General features: G+C 52.7%; 14 protein-coding genes and 1 pseudogene. 3 read left to right on the forward strand and 12 right to left on the reverse strand.

Annotated elements, in window-relative coordinates; translation table 11 throughout:
* Window positions 1-9: 9 nt before the first annotated feature.
* Window positions 10-507: a deoxycytidylate deaminase gene (locus K7J14_RS02980; RefSeq protein WP_230752929.1), complete on the forward strand. Its 498-nt coding sequence runs from the start codon at window positions 10-12 to the stop codon at window positions 505-507.
* Window positions 508-515: 8 nt separating this feature from the next.
* Here K7J14_RS02980 and K7J14_RS02985 read toward each other — a convergent pair whose 3' ends face one another.
* The 8 genes and pseudogenes from K7J14_RS02985 to K7J14_RS03020 form a co-directional block, all read right to left on the reverse strand.
* On the reverse strand, window positions 516-1529 hold the full coding sequence (locus K7J14_RS02985) for a LacI family DNA-binding transcriptional regulator (RefSeq protein WP_230752931.1): 1014 nt from the start codon (window positions 1527-1529) through the stop codon (window positions 516-518).
* Between the two features lie 14 nt (window positions 1530-1543).
* Entirely contained in the window at window positions 1544-2335 is a 792-nt protein-coding gene (locus tag K7J14_RS02990; protein ID WP_408033973.1) for a beta-xylosidase family glycoside hydrolase, read from the reverse strand.
* A gap of 6 nt (window positions 2336-2341) precedes the next feature.
* Window positions 2342-3168, reverse strand: a pseudogene (locus tag K7J14_RS02995) (glycoside hydrolase family 43 protein); the annotation flags it as partial.
* Between the two features lie 21 nt (window positions 3169-3189).
* Window positions 3190-4038 carry a carbohydrate ABC transporter permease gene (locus tag K7J14_RS03000; protein WP_230752940.1) on the reverse strand — a complete coding sequence of 283 codons (849 nt, stop codon included), beginning with the start codon at window positions 4036-4038 and terminating at the stop codon, window positions 3190-3192.
* An 11-nt stretch (window positions 4039-4049) separates the two neighbouring features.
* Window positions 4050-5027: a carbohydrate ABC transporter permease gene (locus K7J14_RS03005; protein WP_230752943.1), complete on the reverse strand. Its 978-nt coding sequence runs from the start codon at window positions 5025-5027 to the stop codon at window positions 4050-4052.
* A 162-nt stretch (window positions 5028-5189) separates the two neighbouring features.
* Complete coding sequence (locus K7J14_RS03010) at window positions 5190-6461, reverse strand: ABC transporter substrate-binding protein (RefSeq protein WP_230752945.1); 1272 nt, start codon at window positions 6459-6461, stop codon at window positions 5190-5192.
* Window positions 6462-6611: 150 nt separating this feature from the next.
* On the reverse strand, window positions 6612-7682 hold the full coding sequence (locus tag K7J14_RS03015) for a glycoside hydrolase family 5 protein (RefSeq protein ID WP_230752947.1): 1071 nt from the start codon (window positions 7680-7682) through the stop codon (window positions 6612-6614).
* A gap of 132 nt (window positions 7683-7814) precedes the next feature.
* Complete coding sequence (locus K7J14_RS03020) at window positions 7815-8834, reverse strand: helix-turn-helix domain-containing protein (protein WP_230752950.1); 1020 nt, start codon at window positions 8832-8834, stop codon at window positions 7815-7817.
* 116 nt (window positions 8835-8950) lie between these two features.
* On the opposite strand from K7J14_RS03020, the gene xylB reads away from it, so the two are divergent.
* Complete coding sequence (xylB, locus tag K7J14_RS03025) at window positions 8951-10438, forward strand: xylulokinase (RefSeq protein ID WP_230752952.1); 1488 nt, start codon at window positions 8951-8953, stop codon at window positions 10436-10438.
* A gap of 28 nt (window positions 10439-10466) precedes the next feature.
* Window positions 10467-11804 carry a xylose isomerase gene (gene xylA, locus K7J14_RS03030; RefSeq protein ID WP_230752954.1) on the forward strand — a complete coding sequence of 446 codons (1338 nt, stop codon included), beginning with the start codon at window positions 10467-10469 and terminating at the stop codon, window positions 11802-11804.
* Between the two features lie 154 nt (window positions 11805-11958).
* On the opposite strand, the gene thrC is transcribed toward xylA, so the two are convergent.
* The 4 genes from thrC to K7J14_RS03050 all read right to left on the reverse strand — a co-directional run bounded on the left by thrC (window position 11959) and on the right by K7J14_RS03050 (window position 19316).
* Entirely contained in the window at window positions 11959-13380 is a 1422-nt protein-coding gene (gene thrC / locus K7J14_RS03035; protein WP_230752957.1) for a threonine synthase, read from the reverse strand.
* 52 nt (window positions 13381-13432) lie between these two features.
* Window positions 13433-14677, reverse strand: coding sequence for a hypothetical protein (locus K7J14_RS03040; RefSeq protein ID WP_230752959.1), 1245 nt, complete (start codon window positions 14675-14677; stop codon window positions 13433-13435).
* Window positions 14678-14846: 169 nt separating this feature from the next.
* On the reverse strand, window positions 14847-18134 hold the full coding sequence (locus tag K7J14_RS03045) for a PKD domain-containing protein (protein ID WP_230752962.1): 3288 nt from the start codon (window positions 18132-18134) through the stop codon (window positions 14847-14849).
* Window positions 18135-18212: 78 nt separating this feature from the next.
* Window positions 18213-19316, reverse strand: coding sequence for a hypothetical protein (locus K7J14_RS03050; RefSeq protein ID WP_230752965.1), 1104 nt, complete (start codon window positions 19314-19316; stop codon window positions 18213-18215).
* Window positions 19317-19332: the final 16 nt, after the last annotated feature.

The following is a 19332-nucleotide window of genomic DNA, read 5'->3' on the forward strand; positions in this document are numbered from 1 at the left end:
ATCGCCTTCATGAGCGACGCGAAAACACCGTACATTAGACCGAGCTGGGATGAATACTTCATGGAAGTCTGCCATGCAATAGCCAAGAGAGCCACCTGCGACCGCGGGAGATCCGGCTGCGTCATCGCCCGGGACAATCAGATACTCGTAACAGGATACGTCGGTTCGCCGACGGGACTCCCCCACTGCGACGAGGTCGGGCATCAGTTCAAGAAAATGCAGCATGAAGACGGAACGGTCACCCAACATTGTACCCGCACCGTTCATGCCGAGCAGAACGCGATCTGCCAGGCGGCAAGGCGGGGAATATCGATCGAGGGAGCGACGCTGTACTGCAGCATGACGCCCTGCCGGACCTGCGCGATGCTCATCATCAATTGCGGAATTTCAAGAGTAGTGGCTGAGCGGAAATATCACGATTCGGCCGACACAGTAAGCATGTTCTCGCAGGCGGGGGTCGAACTTGAACACATCCGCGACGAGGTGCAGCACTACTCAGGCCAATAAATCGTTCTTTAAATTTGTCTGCAGGAATCCCGTTTAAGCAAAGTAGCCGGAACCCGGATCGATTCCAGTTCGCAGTCGCCGGAAAGCCGGTGCAGAAGGATCTCTGCCGCGGTGTTTCCGATGGTGCGGCTGTCCTGTTCCATCGTCGTCAAGCCCGGCGTCATAAACGAACCCAGATCGTCGCCGTCGAACCCGATAAGCGAAACATCGTGAGGTATATAGATGCCGCTGTCTTCCAGCGCGAGTTTGACTCCGCTGGCCAGGGTATCATTCGAAGCGAATACGCCGGTGAAGTTTGTCGTCCGCTCCAAAAGCCGGCGCGTTGCCTCGTATCCCGACTGCGTATGCCAGAAATGGCTTTCCTCTACGAGATCTTCATCGAACGGAAGTCCGTTATCCAGAAGCGAGTCTTTGTAGCCCTGCAGGCGTTCGAGAGCGGCCGGCGCTGTTTGAAGATACGGACCCGATATATACGCAATTCTTCGATGACCGAGATCGATCAGGTACTGAACCGCGTCCCGGGCGCCCTGTACGTTTTCAGTGATCACCGAACTAATTCCCGCGATCGGTTCGTTTGCCGATACGCAGGATATTCCGGAAGACACCAATCGGGTAATCTCAGGATCGCCGGGAACAGGATTAAGAATAAGAACGCCGTCTACATTGCGAAATCTGCAATGGTCGGTATACGTCATCTTGCGTTCGCCGAGAGTGCGGGAAAGAAACAACAAATCGTAGCCGGCAGATTCAACGACAGTCCTGAAGTTATTCAGGATGTCGCTGAACAGCGGATGCTTAAAGCCCATCAACATGTAATAATCTTCATATATAACGCCGACAAGGTTAGACCTGTTGGTGCTGAGAGTCCGCGCGGTCATATTCGGGGTGTACCCCATTTCCTCCGCCACTCTCAGTATCATAGCCCTGCTTTCCGGGCTCAACCCCCCCGTTCCATTTAATGCCTTGGAAACGGAGGGAGGCGAGAAACCGGTTCGCTGCGCTATGTCATATATGGTTACCATGCCAATACCAGACTTTATAAAACAGAATAAGAGAAACGTTCAAATTCGGCGAAAACTGAATGATTTACCGTATCAACGCAGAACATTCCGGTAAATGCGCCCGTGAAGCCCATGCCTCCGAACTCGTCGGAGAGGACGTTTGCAGACAGCACCGGCCTGAGAACCTTCCACGTTTTTCCATCGAGCGAATAACGGAATCGTCCATCGCTTACATGGACGGTTACTCCGAGCCACAGAGGAACATTCTCCGGTACGGCGACAGGATCGTATTGCGTGAACTGATTGTTAATCATCGTCAATACTTTCACGACCTTGCCGAGTTTTTCATCCCGCGTTACCGCGAGGAGATACTGATTGGTTTCATCGTACCTCCAGCAGAGCCCTGCGAGTTGCTGAAAATTTTCAGGATTGAACTCGAGCTTTGTTTCCGCCTTGAAGGAAAAATCAGTCTGCCGTCGTGCAAGCAGGGTCTGGCCCCAATGCGATACAGGGGACTGTCCTCCGCGAAGACTAAGCCATCCGGGTCTTCTCGCAAGCGAATACGCTTCGGGATCGCGCTCACCTCTGAGATTCTTGAAATCCAGAGGGATGGTTTTCCCGTTGAACGCATACTCGACGCTTCTGGTTGCCTGAGGGAAGGCGCCGGCTTTTTTGTATTCAGGAGCGATAACCGGAGGTTCAAAGCTGTCCGAGGGCCAATTACGAACTGCGCCGTCGGGAAAGAGCTCGGCGCCGGGCTCGGGCTTGAGGTAGGGCCAGTCCTCGATCCATTCGAGTTCTACAATAGAAGTTTCGCGGCCGAGCACGCAGTCCAGGGAGCCGGGAAGCGGCCTTCCGCACAGGAAGGCAAGATAGCTCCGACCGTCCGGGGTGTCGCACCAGCTTGCATGGCCGGATTTCTGAATTCTGATTTCGGGATGGCCGTAGCTCGTAATCAGGGGATTATGGGGATGGAACTCGTAGGGTCCGAACAAATCCTTCGATCGGCCGACGCTCATAGCGTGCTCGTAAGAGGTTCCCCCTCTGCCGCGAAGATGTAGTACCAACCGTTACGGTAATACAGATGAGGGCCTTCGACCATGCCGATCTCGGTGCCCGGATAAATCTTGCGAACTGGACCGACAAGTTTTTGATCCTTCGGGCTGTACTCTTGAAGAAGAATGCCGGAAAACTGATGTTGGCCGGTTTTTCTCCAGTCCCACTCCATGTTTACCAGCCACTTCTGTCCGTCTCTATCATGAAATAGGGACGGATCGAAGCCAGATGAATCAAGGTAGACAGGATCGGACCACGGACCTTCGATGGAAGGCGCGGTTGTAAGATAATTCGGAGTATCCTTCCAGGGTCCAGCGTTCCAAGAGCGAACATTGGTATAAATGAGATAGAAAACACCGTCGGACCAGGAAAGACAAGGAGCCCAGATGCCGCAGGAAGCGAGAGCTCCTTCCATGTCGAGCAATCGCTTCTCTGAAAGGGGAGAAGGAACCTTCTCCCAAGTAACCATGTCCTTGGATGTATGAATCTCCACACCGGGATACCACTCGAAAGTCGAATTCGCGATGTAGTATGTGTCGCCGACCCTCAAGATAGAGGGATCAGCGTGAAACCCCGGTAAAACCGGGTTAGTAACACGCAGCATGAAATGAACTCCTAAAAAGGGTTATTCCTTGACACCGCCGAGGGTGATTCCGGAAATAATAAATCTGGACATAAAGGAATAGAAGATCAGAATAGGAACGATCGAAACCGCGATACCCAGATAAATTCCGCCGTACTCGGTTCGGTAAATATCTCCTCTGAGCTTCTGAACCAACATGGGAAGAGTAGCCTTTGACTCCGTCGAAATGAGAACGAAGGGAGTGAAGAAGTTATTCCATGAACCGACGAAGGAAAAGATCGATTGGGCGGCCAGAGCCGGAGTTACAATCGGAATTACGATGGTATGGAAGGTTCTAAACTCTCCCGCTCCGTCGATTCGGGCAGCGTCGATCAGTTCCATCGAAAGGATGGACTGAAGATACTGCCGAAGAAAGAGCACGGTTCCCGCGGAAGCGATTGTGGGAATTATCAGAGCAAGGTAGTTGTCGGTAAGCTTGATGCGAGCCATGAACTGATAAAAACCGATGAAGGAAAGTGAACCTGGAAGCATCATGATCAACAGGATCAAGCCCCAGAGGAAGCGGCGGCCCACAAAGCGGTATACATGCAGACCGTAGGCGGTCATTGCAGAGAAATACACGCCGCAGAGAGTCATCCAAAAGGCCAAGTACAGGCTGTTGTAGAATCCCTGGGTGATGCTGAAGCCTCGGCTGGTGAGCGCGTTCCAGTTATAGGCAACTTGTTTAAAGCTGCCGGGAAGCATGCTGATTCCCGCATTGATCTGTTCGGTAGAACGGGTCGCGTTTATCAGAAGAAGCCATATCGGAACGATCGCAAGAATAAAGAGCGTGATCATTATACCGTAGACTAAGGTCCGTTTAAGCATTAGGCCGGCTGTATAGGATTTCATGACAGACCTCCTTATTTCGTTTTAACGTGTAATTTGCGAGGATTCTTCAATTCGCTGCGGTCTTGCAGGAAGAAGAATATGATGAGCGCGAGCACGATGGTGATGAGGAATACTCCGATCGAAATCGCCGCCGCGTAGGCATAATCGTTTCGACCCTGGAACGCCATGTTGTACAAATACACGCTTGTGGTCCTGATCTTGAAATCGGGAGCGCCGCGCATATCGGTAAGCAGGAAGGGAATATCGAGCATTTGCATACCGCCGATCATCGAAGTGACCAGGATATAGAGCATCATCGGGCGAAGCATCGGAAGAGTTATGTACCAGGTTGTCTGGCGGCTGTTCGCGCCGTCGACTACCGCTGATTCATAGAGAGAGGCGGAGATGCTGGTAATTCCCGCCATCAGCATGATGACGGTATGTCCGTACCACATCCACCACTGGATGAAGGCGACGATACCGCGCGAGGCCGAGACAGTTCTGAAAAAGTTGAACGCTTCCTGAACGACCTGCCCGTCGCGTACTACTTCGCGATACAGTCCCAAACCGTTCAAAAACTGATTGACCGGTCCGAGAGGATATCCGAATAAGCTGCGGAACAGAAGAGCCACGGAAGCGGCTGTAAGCAAGTTCGGCATGTAGATAACCGCTCTGAACAATCCTTTAGCCTTTAGATTAAGACGAAGATCTGAAAGCCAGATCGACAGGATTAAAGCGATTCCAAGCTGGGGCGCGAAGTTCAAGCCCCACATGATGAATGTATTTTGCACGGCTCCCCAGAAATAGGGATCCTGAATTAATTTCGCAAAATTTTCGAGACCAACAAACGTAAAGTCTGATCGGAGCCCCCGCAAATCGGTAAACGCGAGCAGGAACGTGTAAACAGTCGGATAAAAGCTGAACGCAAAGTAGACCACCACGAACGGCAATACGAAGGCGTATCCCCATCGGTTGACCCGCCGTTCGGTACCTACGGCTTTGGACTTCATTGGTTTCCCCCCATGAAAAGAATTAGGAACAAAAAAGGCGCGGATCTGGAAAACCCTATCCGCACCTCAGTGTGTACGTGAAAAAATCGTCGGAAGAATCTCGGATTTGTTTAATCCCTGAAAGGAATTAAACAAATCCTTGTCGAACGATTCTGTCAGAAATTAGAGGCCGAGCTGGGCGCTAACCTGGCTCTTGAAGTCTTCGATAGCCTGATCGCGGGACTTTTCGCCTTCGATATAGGCAGTAACCGCTTCGTTGAAGAGTCCTTCAACAGCCTGGTCGGTTCCCTGGGTCAGCTTTCCGTCAACAGCCTTCGCCATTTCGACGAAAGATGCATAGTGATTCTGTCCGCCGAGGAAGGGTTCGGCATAGCTGTCTTTGATCTTGGCGGTGACGTTGTTGTTGGAAACGACGTCTCCGGTATCCTTCGCCCAGCGCTCGAGGAAGCCGTCGTCGGAGGTTACGTACTTGATGAAGTCTTTAGCAGCCTGTACGTTCTTTGTTCCCTTGTAAGCGGCAACCCAGGTACCACCCCAGCGATAAGGAGCGGGTCCGGGAATCATTGCCCAGTCGCCAGCGGTGTCGGGAGCATTGGTCTTGAGAACATAGTGGAGACCCCAGGTCGGGAGGAGGTAGGAGAATACTTCTACGTCTGCGCCCTTTTCGTCCTTGAGTGTTCCCTTCATACCGGCAAACCAGCCTTCCGACCACTGACCGGCGCGGCCTTCATAGCCTTTCTGCTTGAGGGTTTTGGCCATGTCCATGTAGGAGATCATAGCAGGATCGATCACGAGCTTTCCGTTCACGACCCAGGGGTCTTTGCGGGCGCCCTTGAAAGGCATGAACATATCGCCGGTGGAGGATACAACGACGCATTTTCCACCGGATTTTTCTTTCAGGACAGCGGCAGTCTCAACGAACTTGTCGAGGTTAGCCATGTACTTCTGAACTTCAGCGGGATCATCGGTTCCAAGGTATTTTTTCGCGAGGCTGCGGCGATAGAACATAGCGCCGGGAGTTGCCTGCCAGGAAAGACCATAAACCTTGCCGTTATAGGTTCCGACTTCGATCGGATAGGCAAGCTGCTTTCCCTTGACTTCGTTCGCGAGATCGGTCAGGTCCAGGAGGAGTCCGGATTCGATATACTTGCGTACGAATGCGTCTTCAAGAGCGAAAACGTCGGGAGCACCCTGTCCGGAAGCGAGAACCGGGTCGAGCTTGTTGGGGAACTGATCCGTGGGGGTCAGCGAGTAGTCGATTTTTACGCCGGGTTTGTCCACGGTGTAATATTTGTCGATCATGGTCTTCAACTCATCAGTGAATGACCAAACCACGAGTGAGCCTGTTCCGGCGTCTTTCGCCGCTTCGGCTTTCTTGGCGCATCCGCTCAGTAAAAGAACCGCAGCAGCGCACACAATAAGGATTTTCTTCATCTTTCTCTCCTCTTTTCTGTTTGACAACCGATTGCCAAAAACCGGCAACCGGTTGCCTTTCATTGACCCATACTACACCCCTTCAAAACGGGCTGTCAAATGGTTTTTTACAGTATTTTTCCGGGTAAACCGGTTAACACACATCTTCTCTCAGGGAATCTTTTTTTCATTTCTCAAAACAGAGCGGATAAAAACACCGCTCGGAGACAATTCTTCGAGCTTCCACCCGCCTTTTGCCTCGCGGTCGACATTGAACTGGAGAACTCCTGAATCCTCGCCTTTATTGTTCACCGACCAATTCACCCAGGAGATATTGTTCTTTTTTAAAAAGGACATCCATTCAAGCGTCTCTTCAGGGAAAACTCCGCCGCCGCCCGTATCCTGCGTGGTTCCCCACTCGGTTACGAAAATGGGAAGTCCAAGAGACAAGGCCTTTTCAACTTTTGCGCGCAACTCGTCTCCATGGCTTCCCGCGTAAAAATGCAGGGTATACAATATATTGTTAAAACTGGTTATCGGATCTTCCGCGGCTATATCTACGTCGCGGCTCCAGGTCGGAGTACCCACAATAATGATGTTGTCGGGGTCGTACTTGCGTATTTCCGCGATTACAGCCTCTGCATAGGGCTTTATCGCTCCGGACCAGGTGACGTCGCTGCCGTTCGGTTCATTGCAGATTTCGTAGATAATGTTGGGAAGATGTCCGTATTCTTTAGCTATGCCGGCGAAAAATTCCAGAGCCCGGTCCTGATAGGCCCTCGGATCCCTGTCGCGATGTACATGCCAGTCGACGATCACATAGACGCCTGTTTCTCGCGCGGCCTCGATTGAATCGATCACCCTCTGACGCAAAGCGGGATTAGTGATATAACCGCCTTCGGTCAAATACATCGCGGCCCGCCAAACCTGAGAATTCCAGTCGTCGCGAAGCCAGCCGAGAACTGCAGGAGTCGCATACTTTCCATGCCATTGCAAACCGTGGGAACTCATCCCCCGCAGCTGAACCGGCTGTCCTTCGGAATTGCACAGATTCGTTCCGATCACCTGAAGCTGGCCGTACCGTTCCACTACGGTGCGTCCTTTTTTATCTACCGCCAGCCTGGTATCCTTGTATCCGCAGCCTGAAAGAACGAATACCGCGTACACTACTGCGGCAGCGCATATCACGACGCCTGCGTTCCGAAACCGGCCGTGCCGATCAGCAGGTAAAAACATCCCCATTGAAAACCTCCTCGTTAGAGGAAAGTATAACATGGGTTTCTTATTTGTTGGATCAGGAAACTAATTTTTTACAAAAAACAGATGTATTTATTTGAAAAAACGATGCTCACAATATCACGCGGCAGAAACAGGTTAGGAAAAATCGACGACCTGAAGATAGGTTCGCCGGTATTCGAGCGGGGACATTCCGGTACAGCGATGGAATATGCGAGAAAATGAGAATTGGTTTGCATAGCCGAACCAGGCGGATATATCGCCGATCGAACGATCGGAAGAAATGAGCATGCCGGAAGCTCCTTCGATCTTGAGCCGGGTGAAGTACTGGCCTGGAGTCATGCGCACCTCGCGGCGGAATATGCGAATAAAATGCTCAGTCGACAAGCCGAGCTTCCATGCCAGGTCTTCTATCTTTAACTGTTCGCGCACCTGCTTCTGCATAATCGCCAGAGCTTTTTCGACATGCACTTTTTCGACATGAGATCCATGAAGAGCAGGTCCCGGCCCGGCAGACTCCCCTGCCGCCGCGGAATCCTTTGATGAAACCGGTTTAAGGATCGGGGAGCCCTGCAAGCGGGAACCGCTCGATGAAACAGCGTCGTCTGAAGAGAATTCCGTAATACGCTTGGACTGAAGAACATTAACGGACGGAAGGGGAGATCCGGAAGATTCGACGTCTGCCGGATCGATCCGTCCGAACCATCGCCATAGAAAACTCGACAAGAGGTGCCGGGCAGAATCCCGGAGAGCAGGATCGGGGGAGCGGGATAATTGAAGCAAATCTTCAAATTGAAAGCGGAAATTAGGATTTACGGTCAAAACAGTGTGCCGGGAGAAAAGGACGGAATCCAGTCGTTCTCGAAGCCGGACGTTCTCCGCCGAGGCGTCTTCGCCGAAGGCGAATAAAAACGCATACCAGGAAAGAGGACGCGAAACCGCTTCGGGTACTATGGAATGAAATTCGCGCGGGCCGGTCAGAAAAAGCCTGCCTCCTGAAATCGGATAGCGCGTGCTATTGCAGCGAAAGGATCCTTCGCCTTCGAGGAAGAAATGTATTTCGAATTCCTTCGATCCGTGTGCGTGGTATCTACCGTGCCAGGACAGGCGATCGCCCCCGGCGAGGCGGTATACAAAGACCGAATCGGTTATTTCCATAGACAGAATATACGCTGAAAACGCTGAAATATCAATTTCGGATATATAAAATCAGATTCGCCCATACCCATCTGAACGGGAGGGCCCTATACTCAGGATATCTGGAGGAGCGAAAGATGAAGACAGTGGCCGGAATCGATATGGGAACGCAGAGCATGAAGGTGATTCTCTACGATTACGAATCGAAGAAGATTGTGGCTTCGGCCCAGGAAGCAATCGATCTCATCGCGGAAAACGACGGAACGCGCGAACAGAAGGTCGAGTGGTACGACGAAGCCCTGAAAAAATGCTTCAGCTCTTTCTCAACCGAACAGCGCGCCTCTATCGCGGCGATCGGAGTCTCCGGCCATCAGCACGGCTTTGTTCCCCTGGATGCTGACGCGAAGCCCCTGTACAACGTAAAACTATGGAACGATACCTCTACCGTGGAAGAATGCAGGATTTTAACGGAAGCCGCAGGCGGAAACGATGCTGTGGTATCCGAGGTATGCAATCTGATGCTTCCCGGTTTCACCGCTCCGAAAATTCTCTGGCTCAAGCGGCACAAACCCGAGGCTTTCGCCCGGCTTAAATACATCATGCTACCTCACGACTATTTGAACTTTCTCCTCACTGACACATATACCATGGAATGCGGCGACGCATCCGGAACCGCGCTGTTCAACGGAATCCGTAAACAGTGGTCTTCACGTATCTGCAGCCTTGTGGATCCAAAACTGGTCAGTCTCCTTCCTGACCTCACCGAATCCGGCAAGGCTGCCGGGAAGGTTTCCCGGAATGCGGCCGAGCTGTACGGCATTCCGGGAGACATTCCTGTTTCATCGGGCGGCGGAGACAACATGATGGGAGCGATCGGCACGGGAACCGTAAAAGACGGATTCCTCACCATGAGCCTGGGAACGTCGGGAACGCTGTACGGCTATTCCGACAGCCCGCTCTCCGATCCTGAAAAAGGACTTTCCGGATTCAACTCCTCGACGGGGGGATATCTCCCGCTGTTGTGCACCATGAACTGCACCGTTGCGACGGAAGAAACCAGAGCCCTCTTCGGTCTGGATGTAAAAGAATTCGACGCCTGCGCCGCAAAGGCTCCGATCGGATCGGAAGGAGTCGTATTCCTCCCCTTCTTCAATGGAGAGAGGACTCCGAACCTCCCGAACGGAAGGGCGAGCATCTGCGGTCTTTCATCGGCGAACTCGTCCCGCGAAAACATTGCCCGAGCGGCCATGGAATCCGCGATCTTCGGCATGAGGATCGGGCTCGAAGCCTTCCAGGCATTAGGATTCCGCGCACGGGAAATCAGAATAATCGGCGGCGGTTCGAAGAGTCCTTTATGGAGAGAAATCGCCGCGAACGTGATGAACCTTCCGGTTAAGCGTCCCGCAAGCGACGAAGCCGCGGCGATGGGCGCGGCGGTTCAGGCGCTGTGGTGCATGAAGAACGAAGCGGGAACTCCGGCGGATATCGGAACTCTCACCGACGAGCATATCGCGATCAGGGAAGACGGCTGCGTGCAGCCGGACCCTGCCGCGGCGGCGGCCTACGATAAGGCATACCGCGAATACAACAGGTATTTGGGAGCGTTGGCTCCGCTGTATCGATAACAGACACAAGCATTAATGGAGGTGCAGTATGTCGTATTTCAAAGGCAACAAAGAATATTTCCCCGGAATCGGTAAGATCGCTTACGAGGGACCTACATCAAAGAATCCCCTGGCGTTCAAGTACTACGATCCGGAGAAGGTGGTCGGCGGCAAGAAAATGAAGGACATCCTTCGCTATGCCACCGCGTATTGGCACTGCTTCTGCGGCGACGGTGCGGATCCCTTCGGCTCGTCAACCCACGATTTCCCCTGGAACGGAACTCCGGATCCAATGGCGAACGCCGAAGCGAAAGCGGACGCAGCCTTCGAGTTCATCACGAAGATCGGAACCCCCTACTACTGTTGGCACGACCGCGATATTTCCCCCGAAGGAAAGACCCCGGACGAAAGTTTGAAGAATCTTGAGAAAATCACCGACGGACTCAAGAAGCGACAGGATGAAACCGGCGTAAAGCTTTTGTGGGGAACCGCAAACGCCTTCTCCAGTCCCCGCTTCATGAACGGAGCCGCGACCAACCCCGATTTCGAGGTTGTAGCGCACGCCGGAGCGCAGATCAAGGCAGCGATCGACGCGACCATCAAACTCGGCGGACAGGGATACACCTTCTGGGGCGGACGCGAAGGATACATGAGCCTTCTCAACACGAACATGCAGCGCGAAAAGGACAATCTCGCCCGTATGCTCATCATGGCCCGCGACTATGCCCGTTCGAAAGGATTCAAGGGAACATTCTACATCGAGCCAAAGCCGATGGAGCCCTCCAAGCACCAGTACGACTTCGACGCGGAAACCGTAATCGGCTTCCTGAAGGCGAACGGTCTTGAAAAAGACTTTGCTCTCAACATCGAAGCGAACCACGCCGAACTCGCCGGACACGATTTCTACCATGAACTGACCGTAGCGGTAGACAACGGAATGCTCGGCTCGATCGACGCAAACCGCGGCGACCCCCGAAACGGATGGGACACCGACCAGTTCCCGAACAGCGTGTTCGAAACGACTCTCGCCATGCTCGCGGTTCTCCGCATGGGCGGCTTCAAAACCGGCGGACTGAACTTCGACGCGAAAATCCGCAGAAACTCCACCGACCCGGCAGACCTGTTCATCGCCCACATCGGCGGCATGGATGTATTCGCCTACGGTCTTGAGAAAGCACAGGCCATCCTCGACGACGGACGCCTTGTCAAGATGGTGAAAGACCGCTACGCATCCTTCGATTCCGGCAACGGCAAGAAATTCGCCGACGGCAAGATGAAGCTCGAAGAACTTGCGGCCCTGGCAACCAGCTACGGAAAGATCGGCCTGACTTCCGGAAAGCAGGAACTCTACGAAAACATCTTCAACGAAATCGTAATGGGCAGATAATTCGCCCGCTACATTTCAATGAGAAAACCCGCCGGCATCCGAAAGGAAAGCCGGCGGGCTTTTTTTTAGCGTCTATCTTGCAAGACGCGTTACGTTTACAGGGAGGGGAAGCAGTTACGTTTCCCGCCGGCAGGATTTACATACCCTGCCGGTTCTACAGGTTAGCAAGCAGCCATGCCTTGAACTCCTGATAATCCGTCGACATGGGAGAAGATCTATCGGGAAGCGTTAAAACCTTTTCAAGGCGTTCCGGCAAAGACGGGTCGCGGCCGATCGCTTCCTTGACGGTTTCGCCGAATTTCGCCGGATGAGCCGTTTCGAGAATGAGCCCAACGCAGGTTTTATCCGAACAATCCTTCGCCCATTCAGGAGCGGTCTCGGGGCAGCCGACGAGACCGGGTTTTCCGGGCGCGTTGCTGCGGCCGGAAAGGAGATCGCGCATCGCGCCGTTTCGAACATCGTCCCAGGCTTTCCAGGCGACGGCTCCGTGAGGATCGATGATGTAGCCGGTGCGCTTGTTGCAGGAGCGGATCGCTTCCATAGTGCCGGCGTCGTCGGTCCAATAACCGGCGATGACGCTGCGCGCTTCTTCCAGCGAATACATAGCGGACATTCGCTCGAAGTTGCTCGGAGCGCCTACGTCCATCGCGTTCGAGAGGGTTGAAACCGAAGGGCGCGCCTTATACTCGCCGGTCTGGAGCCAATCGGGAATCGTTCTGTTCGAGTTAGTAGCGGCGATGAAGCCGCGAATGGGGGCTCCCATTTTACGAGCCATCAAGCCTGAAGTGAGGTTGCCGAAGTTGCCCGAGGGAACGGTTACGATCAGAGAAGGATCGTCGATTTTGCAGTCGTAGCGGCAGCGGTCGCGAACCAGCAAAGAACCGTATATATAATAGAAGGATTGCGGCAAAAGACGCGAAATATTGATGGAATTCGCCGAAGAGAGCCTGAGTTTTGCGCGCAGCGCCTCGTCGGTAAAAGCGGTTTTTACGAGTTTCTGGCAGTCGTCGAAGGTGCCCGATACTTTCAGAGCGCGGACATTTCCGTCGAAAGTGCACAGCTGTTTTTCCTGGAGGGGAGAGATTTTTCCTTCGGGATACAGGATTGTTACATCGATGCCCTCCACTCCGTGAAAGGCGCTGCCTACGGCGCTCCCGGTGTCTCCGGAGGTGGCGACCAGAATATGCAGGGGTTCGTTTTCGTTGCGGTTGAACCAGGACATCATCCGAGCCATGAATCGAGCTCCGAAATCCTTGAACGCGCAGGTCGGTCCGTGGAAAAGTTCCAGCACATAGGTTGTCGGGTCGATCGGCGTCACAGGAGCCGTAAACGGATAAGCGTCGGCTATGATCGCCATGAGCTCCTCGTCGGGGATTTCGCCTTCCATGAACGGACGGGAAACTTCATAGGCTATATCCCGAAACGAGGGAACGGGATTACGCAGCAGAAAAGACCGGGGAAGCTCAGGAAGGGAGAGAGGGATATATAATCCGCCGGTTTCAGGGTCCATTCCCCGAAGAACCGCTTCACCGAAAGAAACCTGTCGGGACGGATCCCGCGTATCACGATATTTCATGGAACCCACTATATCACGGACGAGCGCCCCGGAGCAACGGAAAAAGAACGGCTCATTGCGCAAGAGTTTCAAGACGAAAACTGAAAGATACGAACGCTCCGGCGCTTCTTCGATACTGTCCGAACTCGGTCGGCAGCGGCCCGCCCGGCGCGCTGAGCGAAGTCATGAGAACACCGCCCGGAAATAGAGAGAGCTCATGGGATCCGCAGACGATAAAGCCTCCGTCCAACAGAGATTGCGTCCAAGATACATCAATGATTGATGAAATCGAAGGAAAAGGGTGACGAACGCGACCCCGCATAACCCGGGTGAATGACGGCAGATTCGCATGCTCGGAGTATCCGAGAAGACAGAGATATGAAAGAACTAACGAAATTTCAGTCGAATTCCGTCCGTACGGAAAATTAGAGGCTTCTATTTCAAAATTGAAGGTCTGCCCTGCTTCTGTTTCCGTCCAATCGCCGTCCGTGTCTACGATTCTTCCAGAACTTGCAAGCCTTCCTCCCGTCCACGCGGCCGAAGCACTCCAGGACCAGTCAGGTTGACGAAAATCGAACGACAAGCCGGCTCCGACGACGGAATTGCTTTGCTGGCGCTCATCCAAATAAAACGTATTGGAAAGATAGTCGGTGCGGTAATATTTGAAAAGACGCGCGGGGGTACGGTCGGGTCCTGCGAATCCGAAAAAAGCAATGGAAAACGGATCGACGGGCACAATCGCCGAGGCGAAAAACGCCGGTTCGAATTGATACTGTTCCGAACCGCCTAGAAATACGATCGAGTCCAGCTCGTACGTCGAATCTATCAGAGATACTTTAGTATCTATTCCATGCCGGTTGAATAAAGGATCGTTGTAAACAGGCGAAGCGAATCGCGGCGAAAACGGGAGAAAGACCGCTTCAAAATCGCACACAGACGTTCGATTGGAGACGCGAAACAGCTCGAAGCGATCGGATCTAATCAATACTGGAGAGAAAAGTTCATCAGGCTCGAAGGAACCTGAAAGCCAACGCGCCGGATCAGCGACCCGTGCAGGATATCCAGTTCTACCCGCTGAAATTTCAACGCTTCCGAATATCCGGCTGATAAGAAACTCGTCCACGCTGACCAGCTGTTCCCCGGAAGACGAAAGAAAGCTTGCGGCGCCCCAGTTGAGCTTCCAGGATGAAAACGATACGTCGCCCGCAGCTGAAAAAAGAGAGGCTCCGCCGGGTATTTCACAAAAAAACGGATCGGACGCGTTCTCGAAAAGCACATCCGCGCGGGATACAGAGACCAAAGAAAACCGGCTCTGCATCGGCTCGGCGCCGTATATTTCGAGACAAAGCGACAGAGCCCCAAGTAACCAAATAAAAGTCCGCGCTCTACAAAAGAACATTCCGTATCCTAACACGAGTTGCGTAAAAAAAGGCGGTCTTAAAAGACCGCCTTTCCTGCAAGTTATTTATTACATTAACCGATGCTGATTATTTCATCCAGTCGATCAAAGCCAACTGATCAGCCGAAAGTTGTTCGGGCTCATCCCACATAGTGATTATCGGGAACATGATTGTGTTATCCTCTTCCCAATAACCTTCATCAGGGAACGCCGAGTCGGGAACATTGAAAAGTTCTTCAACCCGGTCAAGTTTTATCTTCAGGGCGACTCCAAAATACTCGGTAGTGGCATTGATATCTGTCAACGTTATTATCTTGGAATCGTCAAAAGTAATTCCGTAGAACTTCAATCCCTCGGGAGAATCTGCAGTTCCTGTTGTTTCGAACAACTTGGCCGGGTTCAGAATATCCGTGGACCACAACGCGGATGGAGTGCACTCCCAAGCTCCTTCAGTAGAAGAAGTTGAAAGAAGAGCGGTTATAGCCCCCCCTTCGATCGCGGCGGGATTGACGTAAAGAGATCCTCCGTTTGCGACGGAAGTACGCAGTTTACCGACAAGAACATCCGCCTCGCCGAGAGACGATACGACCATGTCGACGGATTCGGGAGCCGTCATTGCGAGTAGCATGCCGGAAAGAGTCGTTTGATCTTTTACGTCCGAGGCGAAAAGGGTCAAAGCATCCGAGAAATCATCCATCGCATCGATGAAGGTGTTCTTCGAAGCCGAACGCGATGATTCGCTGGTGGTTCTATTACCCAGCAAGCCGGCGGCGATGGGATTCTCCTGCTTGTACAGGGCGGCTAGAACTTTGTCCTCGCCGTCGGAATTCCAGAATTCATTTTGCATGAACGCGATGGAGTAATCGAGGTTGTACGAGGACAGAAGTTGCAGCAGGGACTTGCTCATCTGCATGGACGCGGAAAGAGCCTTCAGTTCCGCCTTGCGGATTGCGAACGCAGGCATCTCGCCGCTCGCATCGCTTGAATCTCCGGTTAGTACCCTTGAGCTCGTTTCATAGTCGGTTTCATAGTCGGTGTCCACATCAATCGCATCAGATGATGATCCTTCGGCGGTTCCAAAGAACGGAAAATCGATATTGACGTTGAAATCGGGAGTATATGCTGCGATCAAATCGGGAGGCAGCGTTATGTTCGCAGAATCGGGAAGAGAATCGATGAGAGAAACCACCCGGTTGAAGCGCTCACCGTACATTCCCGCGAGCACAGAGTCGAGCATGCCGTTGAAACCGCTTGCGTTCCGGCTGATAAGATTCAGGATAAGGAGAATAGGATAAGCAGATGTAGAAGTATAATCCTTAGATTCGCCGTAAACGCCGCCTAAAGAACCGTAGACAGTTGACGCCCATGCGGGTGTTTCCAGAGCAGGAAACATCTCAAAGTTCGCGGTGTCGAGAATATCTGATCTCACATAGCAAAGAGCTGCGTCATAGGGGTACAGATTGTCTGAAGGAGAATATTCAACACCGTCATACGTAAAATGTTCAGCATAATACGATCCCTGTGCGTTCGGTGTAAACGTTCCATAACCCCAGAAATAATTCATATTGGAGTCATACCCGCTCACAGATGAATCAGAGGTATAATCATTAGTTTCAACAAAGTCGCCGCGGATAAACCAATATGGGTCTTCTCCTGACGTTGGGGCGAATCCCCAATAAGTGTTGTAATATTTTGCGTTGAACCACTTATCCGAAAAGAGATCGTTCATGTTGCCGGGATAGCTTGCCATCCCGATGCGGTCTTTCATCAGAGAAACAGTGTCCGGATCAGTGGAAATGGAGACAAGGCTCATAAAGGCATACCAGAAGGTGGTTTGAGAATTAGACTCGTCTTTCTGATACGCGGCTTCGAACTTGGTCATCGCCAGGTTGAAATCTTTCTCAACGAGAGCGGCGATTCCTTCATTGAGGAGGGCTTCAGCGTCGGAAGAGACAGGAAGCTCGAACCCTACATTTACAGTCTTTGAAGTAGAAAGAAATCCGGTCTTATTCTTCACGGTTACGCTGAAAAAATAATTACCGGCTTCTGTAATCGACACGGAAGCGGAGGCCGTAGTCGCATTCGATATCGCAACAGAAGGTCCTGAAAGCTGAGACCAGAGAATCTCCGTATCGGTTGCTGCGGTAATGTCGGCAGAGAGCGTTACGGTTCCAGCCGCTGTCAGTTTCGAAGGACTTGCCGAGACGCTGACGACGGGGGCGGTTTCGGTAAGAACCGCGTCGACAGCATCGGCTATGTCGCTGCCCGCCTCAGCGGCAAGGTCGCTGTCGGTTTCTTCGACTGCTGCGGTCATAGCCGTAGAAGTTATTTCAACGTTCGCGTTTACTTTAACGGTCGCGGTGATCTGGCTCGCAGCGATAACGACGAGTGCGGACGATACATTGTCAGACCCTGCGACGGCCTGTACGGCAGCTTTCGCCAAGTCGTCGGCGTTTGCTGTCGAAACGCCGGAAAGAGCTGCGGCGAGAGAAGCTTTCAAAACAGCCTGTTGATAAGCTTCTTCGAGGGAGATGGAAGCGCTAACGGAAGCCGATACAGATACGGACACCATATCCGCGGCGGAGATTTTATCCATTGCCGCATTTGCGAGAGCAGTGTTTACGGAAGTCGAGACCGAGACTAGAGAGCCCTTAACGGCGACGGCTGACATTGAGCCCTCGAGAATGCCGGCAACAGCGTCTTTCATGGAGACATCGGTATTGCTTCCGACGGATTTCACCTTGGCATTCGACTCCAAAACCGCGACGGATTTCGTCACCGAAACAGATACGGCAGAGTCCGCGACTGCAGAGAGAACGGCATTGGCATACACAACCGTAACAGTAACGTTAGAGACTGCTTTTAAGGATGCGACCGCTTCAGCGGGAGGAAGGGAAGCGACAACCGCAGTAACAGATGCTTCGGATATAGAACCGACGGCATCCGTCAGAGTCTTTCCGGAGCTGAGCTTTGCTTTCCGTTCCGGCTTCCCCATGGACTCAAGGGCGCTCTTCGCGCTGATCTCGAAGACGTCGGCTTTCGCGGCATTACCAAGATTTTGAGTTCCCGCAGCTGCACCCGCAATCATCGACGGAAGTATTTTATCGAGCTCCTGCGATGCGGCAAGGCCGTCTGCGGCGATGCGAGCCGTAGCCGCTGCCTTGATCGCGGCAATCTGGTCTGAACCGACAGCTCTGATTGAAGCCGCAGGGGCGGCAGCCAGGGCCGAGCCGAGCTCATTGACAACCTGTTCTGCCAGGGTAGCCTCCGGGTCCGTGTTATTATCCGTTGTCGACGGATTAGGACATCCGGTCATGAGCGCGAAAACGGCCGCCAACGCGAGCGTTGCGGCGATCTTCGATTTAATCATTTTCATATCGTCTCCCTATAAATAGAAATATTTGCTATTATTCTATACCAAGTCCATGCCGTTTACATAGCGTTTACATCAAAATCACCAAGAAAATGATACAGAAAGTCCGGTTCCGGCGAACAGCAGAGTCGCCGGGTCCAGGTCGCCGAAGATATCATCGATAGACTGCGAATCGCCGCCGGAGGGATTTTGGGAGGATTCCTCAACGACTGAAAATAAAGTCGAGGGAAACCTGCCGATCAGGCGGAAGGGCGTGATCGAAAGACGGGAAGACGGCGTGAAGGACGCAGACGCATATAACAGCGCGAAACAGTCCGTCCCGGTGGAATCGGGATGGCTCCAGGTAGAAACACGCGACGACTCTATTGTCTGAAAAACGAAATCGAAGGTTCCTGCGATCGCGGCTCCGGCGGCCCCGGCGCAGGAAATAGAGAAACGCCGTCCTTTCCGTTGAACGTTCCAATACGCGCCGGCAAGCGGAATCCCCATATCAGCAGAACCCTGTGCGGAAAAAACGGTGTATCCGAACAGCCCTGCCACGGCAGAAAAATCCATGGTCCCCTGCAGCCAGCCTCCGAACAGTCCAGCCTGCCTCGTCCCCGCCGCTCCCCCGATGAATAACGCATCCGCTGATCCGACAGAAACGCGTTCAATCGAAGCCGAAGCATTCGCGTAGGCCGAAACAAGAGATGCGGAAAACACGCCGAATTCAGTGCCGACTGAAACCGAAGACAGAGGAAGGCTTTGAATCTGAAAATCCTGTCCTTCCAGAGTTCCTGAAATCCGGGGAATGAAAAGAGCTGAAAATCCGAGTCCTATTTCCTGATTACCCAGCGAGAAGGGAAAATAAAAAGAAGCGAAAGGCGCAGGGGGAATTTCAACGGAAAAGGCTGAAAGCAAAGGCGGCGCGAAGGCGCAGCCGACGATCGTTTTTATCGGGCCTGCTTCGAATCCGACAATCGCAGTTCCCCAGGTTTGCTCGCGGCGCTGAGGCGACGAGCCGACCAAAAGCAAGCCTTCAATTCCGGAAGGATCGGAAAAATACGCTCCCTGGGAAAGGATGGCATTGCTTCCAGAGATCCAGGGAGCCCATGAAAAAGGCGTAATCTGGTCACCGTAGGCAGAAACCAAGCACAGCTGAGTCAGCATGGTACACAGAAGAATAAAACGATATAAACGGCGCATACCCGTAACAGTCTAT

This window comes from Teretinema zuelzerae (genome assembly GCF_021021555.1).
In the GTDB taxonomy this organism is placed as follows: domain Bacteria; phylum Spirochaetota; class Spirochaetia; order Treponematales; family Treponemataceae; genus Teretinema; species Teretinema zuelzerae.